General features: G+C 72.4%; 1 protein-coding gene. It reads left to right on the plus strand.

The features are described from left to right. The coding region (locus ABD211_RS01955; protein WP_344125516.1) for a non-ribosomal peptide synthetase at positions 1–12,029 on the plus strand (12,029 nt) is incomplete at both ends.

Consider the following 12,029-nt stretch of genomic DNA (forward strand, 5'->3'; position numbering starts at 1 on the left):
GCCGGATCTGCGGGAGTTCCTGGCCGACCGGCTGCCGGACTACATGGTGCCGTCCGCGTTCGTGGCGTTGGCCGAGCTGCCGTTGACCCGCAACGGCAAGCTGGACCGGCGGGCACTGCCGGCGCCCGCGTACGCCGTCGTGGCCAGCCGGCCGCCGGCCACCGCGCAGGAGGAACTGCTCTGCGCGGCGTTCGCGCAGGTACTGGGCCTGGAGTCGGTCGGGGTCGAGGACGACTTCTTCCGGCTCGGGGGGCACTCGCTGCTCGCCGTCCGGTTGATCTCCCGGCTCCGGGTGGAACTGCAGGTGGAACTGCCGCTGCGGGCACTGTTCGAGGCGCCGACCGTGGCCCGGTTGGCCGCCCGGCTGACCGGCACCGGGGTCGATCAGGTGCGTCGGCCGCTGCGGGCGGTGACCCGGCCCGAGCGGGTGCCGTTGTCGTTCGCCCAGCGCCGGCTGTGGTTCCTGGGCCAGTTGGAAGGGCCGAACCCGGCGTACAACCTGGCGACGACGCTGCGCCTCGACGGCGAACTGGACGTCGCGGCGCTGGGTGCGGCGCTGCGGGACGTGCTCGCCCGGCACGAGTCGTTGCGGACCGTGTTCGGCTCGCTCGATGGTGAGCCGTACCAGCAGATTCTTGAACCTTCCGAGGTCGAGTGGGCGTTGGAGGTGCGCCGGGTTGCCGACGATGAGCTGGCCGGCGTGGTCGGGCAGGCGTCGCGGCACGCGTTCGACCTGGCGGTGGAGGTGCCGATCCGGGCCTCGTTGTTCGAGGCGGAATCCGGCGCGCGGGTGCTGGTCCTCGTGGTGCACCACATCGCCACGGACGGGTGGTCGACGGCGGTGCTGGGCCGGGACGTGTCGACCGCGTATGAGGCGCGGGTGCGCGGCGGGGCCCCGCAGTGGACGCCGCTGCCGGTGCAGTACGCCGACTACGCGCTGTGGCAGCGGGAGCTGCTCGGTGAAGGTCCAGAAAGTCTGCTGTCAACCCAGGTGGAGTACTGGCGCGAGGCCCTGTCGGGTGCTCCGGAGGAGCTGGCGCTGCCGACCGACCTGCCGCGGCCGGCGCGGGCGAGCCATCGCGGGCACCGGGTGCCGTTGCACGTGCCGGCCGACGTGCACCAGCGCCTCGCCGACCTGGCCCGGGACGAGGGCGTCACCCCCTACATCGCGCTGCAGGCCGCCCTCGCGGTGACCTTGTCCCGCCTGGGTGCGGGCACCGACATCCCGATCGGATCCGGCGTCGCGGGTCGTACCGATGAGGCGATGAACGACCTCGTCGGGTTCTTCGTCAACACGCTGGTCATCCGCACGGACCTGTCGGGGGATCCGGACTTCCGGCAGGTGCTCGCCCGGGTGCGGGAGGCGTCGCTGGGGGCGTTGGCGCACCAGGACGTGCCGTTCGAGCGGCTGGTCGAGGAGTTGGCGCCGGCCCGGTCGCTGGCCCGGCACCCGATCTTCCAGGTCGTGCTGACGCTGCAGAACACCGACCGCGCGGTGCTGGAACTGCCCGACATCCAGGTCGGCGCGGTGTCCGACGGCGCGTCGGAACGGTCGGTGGACACCGACGCCGCGTTCATGGTCGGGGAGACCTTCGACGAGCAGGGCCGACCGGCCGGACTGTCCGGCTGGGTGACCGTGGCCGCGGACCTGTTCCACGCGCCGTCCGCGAAGCGCGTCGCCGACTGGTTCGCCCGTGTCCTCGACGTGGTGACCGCGGCGCCGGACCTGCCGTTGCACGCGGTGGACCTCACCGACGAGCGGGAGCGCTCGCGTCTTCTGGAGTGGAACCCCCGTCCGACCGCGGTGCCCGGCCGGACCGTGCTCGACCTGATCGCCCAGCGGGTCGCCGATGACCCCACCGCGCCGGCCGTGATCGCCGACGGGGTGACGCTGACCTACCGCGAGGTGGACGGCCAGGCCAACCGGATCGCGGCGTACCTGCGTGGTCTGGGCATCGGCGCCGAGTCGGTGGTGGGGCTGTGCTTCCCCCGTGGCCCGCAGCTGGTCAGCGCCATTCTCGGCGTGTGGAAGGCCGGTGCCGCGTACCTGCCGATCGACGGTCAGTTGCCGACCGACCGGGTGGCGTTCATGCTGGCCGACGGCCGGGTCCAGGTGGTCCTCGGCGTCGCGCACACGCTCGACGACCTGCCTGCCGGCCGGCTGCGGACGGTGGCGCTGGACGACCCGGCGGTCGCCGTCGCGCTGGACCTGGCCGCGGACACGGCGCCGGACGCGGCCGTCGACCCGGCCGGGCTGGCGTACATCATCTACACGTCCGGGTCGACCGGCGTGCCGAAGGGCGTCGCCGTCACCCACGGTGGCGCGGTGAACCTGGTCGCGGCGCAGGCGCAACGGTTCGCCGTGGAGCCGGGGTCACGGGTGCTGCAGTTCGCGTCGCCGGGGTTCGACGCGGCGGTGTCCGAGGTGCTGATGGCGTGGTGCTCCGGCGCCGCGCTCGTGCTGGCCGGCGCCGACGAGCTGGTACCGGGCGCGGGACTGGCCGAGGTGCTGGACCGTCACCAGGTGACCCACGTGACGCTGCCGCCGGCCGTGCTCGGTGTGCTGGCCGAGCAGGACCTGGCGCCGGTGCGCACGCTCGTGTCAGCGGGTGAGGCGCTGGAGGCCGGACTGGTCGACCGGTGGGCACCGGGGCGCCGGTTCATCAACGCGTACGGGCCGACCGAGATCACCGTGTGCGCGACGATGTCACAGCCGTTGACACCGGGCGACGAACCGACCATCGGTGGGCCGATCGCGAACTCCCGACTGTTCGTCCTGGACGCCGGGCTGCGCCCGGTGCCGACCGGCGTGGTCGGCGAGCTGTACGTGGCCGGCGCCGGGGTGACCCGGGGCTACGTGGGACGCGCCGGCCTGACCGGCGAACGTTTCGTGGCCTGTCCCTTCGGTACCGGGGACCGGATGTACCGCACCGGCGACCTGGCGAAGTGGCTGCCCGACGGTCAGCTCGGCTTCGTCGGTCGGGCCGACGAGCAGGTGAAGATCCGCGGGTTCCGGATCGAGCTCGGTGAGATCGAGGCCGTCCTGCTGGCCCGGCCCGAGGTGGCCCAGGCCGCGGCCGTCGTGCGCGAGGACGTGCCGGGAGACAAGCGACTGGTGGCCTACGTCGTGGGTGACGAGGTCGAGGGTCTGCGCGAGTTCGTCGCCGAGCGGCTGCCCGACTACATGGTGCCGTCGGCGGTGGTGGTACTGGCGGAGTTGCCGCTCACGGTCAACGGCAAGGTGGACCGCAAGGCGTTGCCGGCCCCGGAGTACACGGTCGGATCCGGTCGGGCACCGGCCACCGCGCAGGAGGAGATCCTGTGCGCGGCGTTCGCCCAGGTGCTCGGCGTGGAGTCGGTCGGTGTGGACGACGACTTCTTCCAGCTCGGTGGCCACTCGCTGCTCGCCGTACGCCTGGTGGAGGTGTTGCGCGAGCACGGGGTGACGGTGTCCGTGCGGGCGCTGTTCTCCTCCCCGACCCCGGCCGGCCTGGCGGCGGAGACCGCCGTCGACGCGGTGACCGTGCCGGCCAACGCGATCCCCGAGCGGGTCGATCAGATCACCCCGGCGATGTTGCCGCTGGTTCGGTTGTCCCAGCAGGAGATCGACCGGGTGGTGGCCCGGGTGCCCGGCGGAGCGGCCAACGTGGCCGACATCTACCCCCTCGCGCCGTTGCAGGAAGGGATGCTGTTCCACCACCTGATGGCCGGTGACGGCCTGGACGTGTACGTCTCGGTGCAGGTGCTGGAGTTCGACTCGCGTGACCGGCTGGACCGGTTCGTTGCCGCCCTGCAGCAGGTGGTGGACCGGCACGACATCTACCGCACCGCGGTGCTCTGGGACGGGCTGCCAGAGCCGGTCCAGGTCGTGTGCCGGCAGGTGACCCTGCCGGTGACCGAGCACGCGCTGCCCACCGACGACGTGGACGCGCTCGTGGCCACCGCCGGGCTCGCCATCGACCTCGGCCGGGCGCCGCTGTTGGACCTGCACACGGCTGCGGCCGCGGGCGGGCGCTGGTACGGCCTGGTGCGCATGCATCACCTCGTGCAGGACCACCAGGGCATGGACGTACTGCTGCACGAACTGCGGGCGGTGCTGTCCGGGCAGCCCGAACAGCTCGCGCCGGCGCTGCCGTTCCGCAACTTCGTGGCGCAGGCCCGGGGCGGGGTGTCCCGCGACGAGCACGAGCGGTTCTTCGCCGACCTGCTCGGCGACGTGACCGAACCGACCGCACCGTTCGGGCTGATGGACGTGCGCGGCCACGAGACCGAGGTGACGTCGTCGCTGGTCGGCGTGGACACCGAGACGGTGATCCAATTGCGGGTGCTGGCCCAGCGGTTGGGGGTCAGCGCGGCGACCGTGCTGCACGTGGCGTGGGCACGGGTGCTGGCCGTGCTGTCCGGCCGGGACGACGTGGTGTTCGGCACCGTGCTGTTCGGCCGGTTCAACTCCGGCGAGGGTGCCGACCGGGTACTCGGGCCGTTCATCAACACCCTGCCGGTGCGGGTCCGCACCGACGTGACCGGGGTACTGGAATCTGTCGACCTGATGCGTGACCAGTTGGCCGCGCTGTTGGCGCACGAGCACGCGCCGCTGGCGGTGGCCCAACAGGCCAGTGGGCTCGCGGACGGGACGCCGCTGTTCACGTCGTTGCTGAACTACCGGCACCTCGGGGGCGACACCTCGGGCGCACCGCAACAACCGCCGCTGGAAGGCGTACGGCGGGTCCTCGGGCAGGAGCGGACGAACTATCCCCTGGTCGTGTCGGTGAACGATGTCGGGCCGGAGCGGCTCAGCATCACCGTGCAGACGGTCACCTCGATCGACGCGGAGGCTGTGGGTCGACTGCTGTACACCGCGCTGCGCAACGTGGTGTCCCATGCGCTCGACGGTGGGCGGGACGTTGCGTTGCGCGACATCGAGGTGCTGGGCGCCGACGAGCGGGTCGCGTTGCTGGCCCGCGGCAGCGCTGGTGCCGGGACGGTTCCCGACACCTCGGTGGTGGAACTGTTCGAGCGGCAGGCGCGCGAGCACCCGGATGTCGCGGCGGTGGTGTTCGACGGGGTCGAGCTGACCTACGCGGAACTGGACGCCTGGGCGGGCGAGTGGGCGCGGGGTCTGCGTGACCTGGGCGTGGGACCCGACTCGGTGGTCGGCTTGTGCCTGCCGCGCGGTGTCGACCTGGTCACGGCGATGGTGGCGGTGTGGAAGGCCGGCGGCGCGTACGTGCCGATCGACCCGCAGCTGCCGGCCGACCGGGTGGCGGTGATGCTCGCCGACGCGGGCGTCCGGTTGGTCGTGGCCGACCGGACGGTGACGGCGGACGTCGCGGTGGTGGACCCGGCCGACCTGTCCACCGGGCAGCACCCGCTGCCGTCGGTGGCACCGGATCCGGCGGGACTGGCGTACGTGATCTACACGTCGGGGTCGACGGGCATCCCCAAGGGTGTCGGGGTCCCGCACAGGGCGCTGGCGAACCTGGTCTCGCAGTTCGGTCCGCTGCTGGGTGTTGACCCGGGGACGGGTGTGCTGCAGTTCGCGTCGTTCAGTTTCGACGCATCCGTGCTGGACATCGCGGTGGCGTTGGGGTGTGGCGGGTCGTTGTGGATCGCCACGGAGGAGCAGCGTGCGCAGCCGCAGCGGTTGGCCGAGCTGTCCGGGGTGTCGGTGGCCAGCGTCGTGCCGTCCCTGCTGGGGGTGTTGGAGCCGAGCACGCTGGCGCAGGTGCGGGCGATGGTCGTGGGTGCGGAGACGGTCAGTGAGGCGGTTGCCCGCACGTGGGGGCAGGGTCGACGACTGGTGCATGCCTACGGGCCGACCGAGGCGACCGTCATCGCCGCCACCGGGATCGTGGACCCCGACCGGGCGGGCACCGTGCCGTTCGACGGGCCGATCGCCAACACCGGCCTGTACGTGCTGGACGGGCGGCTCAACCCCGTACCGCCGGGCGTGCCGGGCGAGATCTACATCGCGGGCGCCGGGCTGGCGCGCGGTTATGTGGGTCGGGCCGGGTTGACCGGTGAGCGGTTCGTCGCCTGCCCGTTCGCGCCGGGTGAGCGGATGTACCGGACCGGCGACCTGGCGAAGTGGACCGCCGATGGGCGGTTGGTGTTCGCGGGTCGCGCCGACGAGCAGGTGAAGGTCCGGGGCTTCCGGATCGAACCGGGCGAGGTCGCGACCGCACTGCTGGCCCACCCGCAGGTGGCACAGGCTGAGGTTGTCGCGCGCGAGGATGTCCCGGGCGACAGGCGCCTGGTCGCCTACGTGGTGGCCGAGGGTGAGCCGGATCTGCGGGAGTTCCTGACCGACCGCCTGCCCGAGTACATGGTCCCGGCCGCGTTCGTGGCCCTGCCCGCGCTGCCGTTGACCCGTAACGGGAAGGTGGACCGTCGGGCACTGCCGGCGCCGGAGTATGCGACCGGGTCCGGTCGTGGCCCGGTCACCGTGCGGGAGGAGATCCTGTGCGGCGCGTTCGCCCAGGTCCTGGGTCGGGAGAGCGTCGGCGTGGACGACGACTTCTTCGCGCTGGGTGGGCACTCCCTGCTCGCGGTACGGCTGCTGTCCCGGATCCGGACGGTCCTCAATGTCGAGGTACCGCTGCGGGTGTTGTTCGAGGCACCCACCGTGGCGCGCCTGGCGACCCGGTTGGCCAGCGCGGACGGCGCCCGCCGACCGTTGCGGGCCGGACCGCGCCCCGCGCGGATCCCGCTGTCCTCCGCCCAGCGGCGGCTGTGGTTCCTGCACCGCCTGGACGGCCCCAGCCCGACCTACAACATCCCGGTCGTGGTCCGGCCGGCCCAGACACTGGAAGCCGACGCGCTGGCCGCGGCGCTGCACGACGTGATCACGCGCCACGAGTCCCTGCGTACCGTGTTCCGGGCGGTGGACGGCGAGCCGTACCAGCACATTCTTGACCCGCAGCAGGCGCACGTGCCGCTCGACGTGCGCACCCTCGACGCGCACGGGCTCCGCACCGCCATCGCCGAGGCGTCCCGGTACACCTTCGACCTCGACAGCGAACTGCCGATCCGGGCCTGGTTGTTCGAGGCCGATGGTGAGCAGGCGCTGGTGCTCGTGGTGCATCACATCGCCGGGGACGGCTGGTCGATGGAGCCGTTGAGCCGGGATCTGGCGACCGCGTACGAGGCGCGCTCGCGCGGTGGGGCGCCGCAGTGGCAACCACTGCCGGTGCAGTACGCCGACTACACGCTGTGGCAACGGGACCTGCTGGGGGACGAGTCCGACCCGACGAGCCTGCAGTCCACCCAGGTGGCGTACTGGCGCGACGCGCTGGCCGGCGTGCCCGACGGGCTGGACCTGCCCTACGACCGGTCGCGGCCGGCCGCCGCGGGTCACCGCGGTTTCGGGGTACCCGTGGATCTGTCCGCGGATCTGCACCGCAGGTTGTCGGCGCTCGCGCGAGCGGAGGGCACCACGCTGTTCATGGTGCTGCAGACCGGGCTGGCGGTGCTGCTGTCCCGGCTGGGCGCGGGCACCGACATCCCGCTCGGCGCGGCGGTCGCCGGCCGGGGCGACGAGGCCGTGTACGACCTGGTCGGGTTCTTCGTCAACACGCTGGTCATCCGCGCGGACCTGACCGGTGACCCGACGCTGACCGACGCACTGGGCCGCATCCGCACCGTCGGCCTCAACGCCTTCGAGAACTCCGACGTGCCGTTCGAGCGGCTCGTCGAGGAACTCGCCCCCGAGCGCACGCTCAACCGGCACCCGCTGTTCCAGGTCGTCCTCGCGTTGCAGAGCGCGGCCCGCCAGACGGCCGGCCCGCTCGCGTCGCACAGTGCCCCGACGGTCAAGTTCGACCTGGACTTCCTGGTCGAGGAGGCGTTCGACGCCGACAACGCGCCCGCCGGGGTGCGCGGCACCGTGATCGGCGCCGTGGACCTGTTCGAGCCGGAGACGGTCCGGCGGATCGCCCGCGGCTGGACGCACGTCCTCGAAACCATGGCCGACGCGCCCGACACCCGGCTCAGCACGGTCTGGGTCGCCGACACCGACGAGCGCGATCTGGTCCTGCGGCAGTGGAGCCGTGGCGGCGACGCGGACGTTCTCGGCACCATCCCGGACCGGTTCGAGGCCCAAGCGGCCCGGACACCGGACGCGGTCGCGCTGGTCGGCACCGGGTTCCGGCTGACCTACGCCGACCTCGACCGGCGGGCCAACCAGCTCGCCCACTACCTGGTCGACCGTGGGGTCGGGCCGGACACCACCGTCGCGGTGGCCGTCGACCCGGGCGCCGAACTGGTCGTGACCTGGCTGGGCATCCTGAAGGCCGGCGGCGCCTATGTGCCGATCAACACCGACTATCCGGCCGACCGCATCGCCCTCATGCTGCGCGACTCGGCGGCGATCGCGGTGCTGACCACCGAAGGCCACCTGTTCACCGGCGTACCGGTCATCGACCCTCGCGTGGCGGCCGGATTCCCGGACACGCCGCCGGCCCGCCACCTCGACCCCGAGCACCCGGCCCAGGTCATCTACACCTCCGGTTCGACCGGTGTGCCCAAGGGAACGGTGATCCTCCACAAGGGAGTCGACCGGGTCGCCCGGCACCTGCGCGTGGGTCCGTCCGACGTGGTGAGCCAGCTCGCCTCCGTGTCGTTCGACGCCAGCACCCTGGAGGTCTGGGGCGCCCTGCTCCACGGGGCCACCCTGGCCATCCCGAACCGGCGCGAGCAGTCCGTGACCGAACTGCGGACGTTCATGTCCACCTACGGCGTTACCACCACCTGGTTGACCGCCGGCCTGTTCCACGAGGTCGTCGATGTCGACGTGGCTACGCTCGCCGGTCTGCGCGAGGTGTGGGCCGGCGGCGACGTCCTCTCCCCGGCCCACTGCCGTCGCCTGCTCACCGAACTGCCCGACACAGAACTGACCAATGTGTACGGTCCGACCGAGTGCACCGTGTTCACCACCACCCACGACGTGCGCGCCGAGGACCTGCCCGCGGGCGCCAGCGTGCCGATCGGCGGCCCGGTGACGGCCAGCGGTGTCTACGTCCTGGACGCGTCGCTCAACCCGGTGCCGGTCGGCGTACCCGGTGAGCTGTACACCAGCGGGGCCGGCCTGGCCCGCGGGTACGTGGGTCGGCCGGCGTTCACCGCCGAACGGTTCGTGGCCTGCCCGTTCGAACCCGGCCAGCGGATGTACCGCACCGGCGACCGGGTCCGGTGGAGCCCGGACGGGACGTTGACGTTCCTCGGCCGGGCCGACCAGCAGGTGAAGATCCGGGGCTTCCGGATCGAGCTGGGCGAGGTGCAGAGCGTGCTCGCTGAACACCCCGACGTCGCGCAGGCCGAGGTGATCGCGCGTGCTGACCAGCCGGGCGACACCCGCCTGGTCGCCTACGTGGTGCCCGCCGGTGATGTGTCGGCGGAGTCGTTGCTCGAGTACGTCAGCGGGCAGCTGCCCGCCTACCTGGTGCCGTCCGCCCTGGTGGTGCTGGACAGCCTGCCGTTGACCATCAACGGCAAGGTGGACCGTCGCGCGCTGCCCGCCCCGGACTACGCTGCCCAGCTCGCGACCGCCGGTCGGGCCCCGCTCACCGTGCGGGAGGAGTTGCTGTGCGGGGTGTTCGCCCAGGTGCTCGGGCTGGAGTCGGTCGGGGTCACCGACGACTTCTTCCGGCTGGGTGGGCACTCGTTGCTCGCGGCGCGGCTGGTGTCGCGGGTGCGGGCCGTGCTCGGTGTGGAGTTGCCGTTGCGGACGCTGTTCGAGGCGCCGACCGTGGCCGCGTTGGCGGCTCGGCTGGCCGACGTCACGGGGACCGTGCGGCAGCCGGTCGGGCCCCGGGTGCGCCCGGAGCTGGTACCGCTGTCGTTCGCGCAGCGGAGGTTGTGGTTCCTGGGGCAGCTGGAGGGGCCGAGCTCGACCTACAACGTGTCGACCGCGGTACGCCTCGACGGTGACCTGGACGTCGCCGCGCTCGAGGCGGCACTACGGGACGTGCTCGTGCGGCACGAGTCCCTGCGGACCGTCTACGGATCCGTTGACGGGGAACCGTTCCAGCGTGTGCTTGACCCGGCGCAGCTGCGGTGGGAGCTGGCGGTCAGCCAGGTGACGCCGGACGAGGTCGGCGACGCGGTGGCCCGGGCGTCGCGGTACGCGTTTGACCTGTCGGTCGAGGTGCCGGTACGGGCGTGGCTGTTCGAGACCGGCCCGGCGGAGCGGATGCTGGTGCTTGTCGTTCATCACATCGCGGGTGACGGCTGGTCGATGGCGCCGCTCGGCCGCGATCTATCCACGGCTTATGCGGCGCGGGTGCGGGGTGAGGCTCCGCGGTGGGCACCGCTGCCGGTGCAGTACGCCGATTACGCGATGTGGCAGCGGGATCTCCTGGGCGACGAGTCCGACCCGACGAGCCTGCTGTCCGCGCAGGTGGGGTACTGGCGAACCGCTCTTGCGGGGGCGCCGGCGGAACTGATGCTGCCGGTGGACCGGCCGCGTCCCACGGTCGCCAGCCACCGGGGGCACGTGGTGCCGCTGTCCGTGTCGGCGCAGACGCACGCGCGGTTGGTGGAGCTGGCACGGGCCGAGGGCGTCACCGTGTTCATGGTGGTTCAGGCCGCGTTCGCGGTGCTGTTGTCGCGGTTGGGTTCGGGCACCGACATCCCGTTGGGGTCGGCGGTGGCGGGCCGGGGCGACGAGGCGCTGGAGGACCTGGTCGGATTCTTCGTGAACAGCCTCGTCATCCGCACGGACCTGGCGGGGGACCCGGTGTTCCGCCAGGTGCTCTCGCGGGTGCGGGAGGCGTCGCTGGGCGCGTTGGAGCACCAGGATGTGCCGTTCGAGCGGCTGGTCGAGGAGCTGGCGCCGCAACGGTCGCTGGGCCGGCACCCGCTGTTCCAGGTCATGGTGACGGTGCAGAACAACGACCGGGCCGAGCTGGACCTGACGGGCGTGGCGGCGGCCGCGCCCCGGATGGAAGGCCTGGTTTCGGCGTCGAAGTTCGACCTCGAGGTGACGCTGGCCGAGGTCACCGACGCCCACGGCCGGCCGGCGGGCCTGCGCGGGTCGATGATCGGCTCCGCGGACCTGTTCGAGGTGCCGTCGGTGGCGGCGTTGACCCGCCGCCTGGTCCGGGTGCTGGACACGGTGACCGCCGATCCGGACGTCGCCCTGCACGCGGTGGACGTGTTCGACGCCGCCGAGCGCGAACTGGTCCTGGACACCTGGAACGACACGGCGGCCGAGGTGGCCGACGCGACGGTGGTCGAGCTGTTCGAGGCGCGGGTGCGCACGCATCCGGACACGGCGGCGGTGGTGTTCGACGGGCTTGAACTCTCGTATGCCGAGCTGAATGCGATGGCGGAAGGTCTGGCCCGTTACCTGAGCGGTCGTGGGGTGGGTGCCGGGTCGGTGGTGGGCCTGTGCCTGCCGCGCGGCCTGGAGATGATCACCGGGATGGTCGCCGTGTGGAAGGCCGGCGGCGCCTACCTGCCGATCGACCCGCAGCTGCCGGGCGAGCGGGTGGCGGTGATGGTGGCCGACGCCGGGGTGGACCTGGTGCTGGGCGACCGGGCCCTCGACGGGGTGCCGGTGGTCGGTCTGGACGAGCTGCGGGCCGGCGCTGAGGGTCCGCTGCCGGCGGCACTGGATCCGTTGGGGCTCGCCTATGTGATCTACACGTCCGGGTCGTCGGGTGTGCCGAAGGGTGTGGGGGTTCCCCACGGGGCGCTGGCGAACCTGGTCTCGGTGTTCGGCCCGTTGCTGGGTGTTGAGGCCGGGACTGGTGTGTTGCAGTTCGCGTCGTTCAGTTTCGACGCGTCCGTGCTGGATGTGGCGGTGGCGTTGGGGTGTGGCGGGTCGTTGTGGATCGCCACGGAGGAGCAGCGGTCGCAGCCCGGGCGGCTCGCGGAGCTGTCGGGTGTGACGGTGGCCAGCGTCGTGCCGTCGCTGCTGGGAGTTCTGGAGCCGGCCCAACTGGCGCACGTGGGCCCGATGGTCGTGGGCGCCGAGGCGGTCAGTGAGTCGATCGCCCGCACGTGGGGGCAGGGTCGGCGGTTGGTGC

Source organism: Luedemannella flava (genome assembly GCF_039528515.1).
GTDB lineage: Bacteria > Actinomycetota > Actinomycetes > Mycobacteriales > Micromonosporaceae > Luedemannella > Luedemannella flava.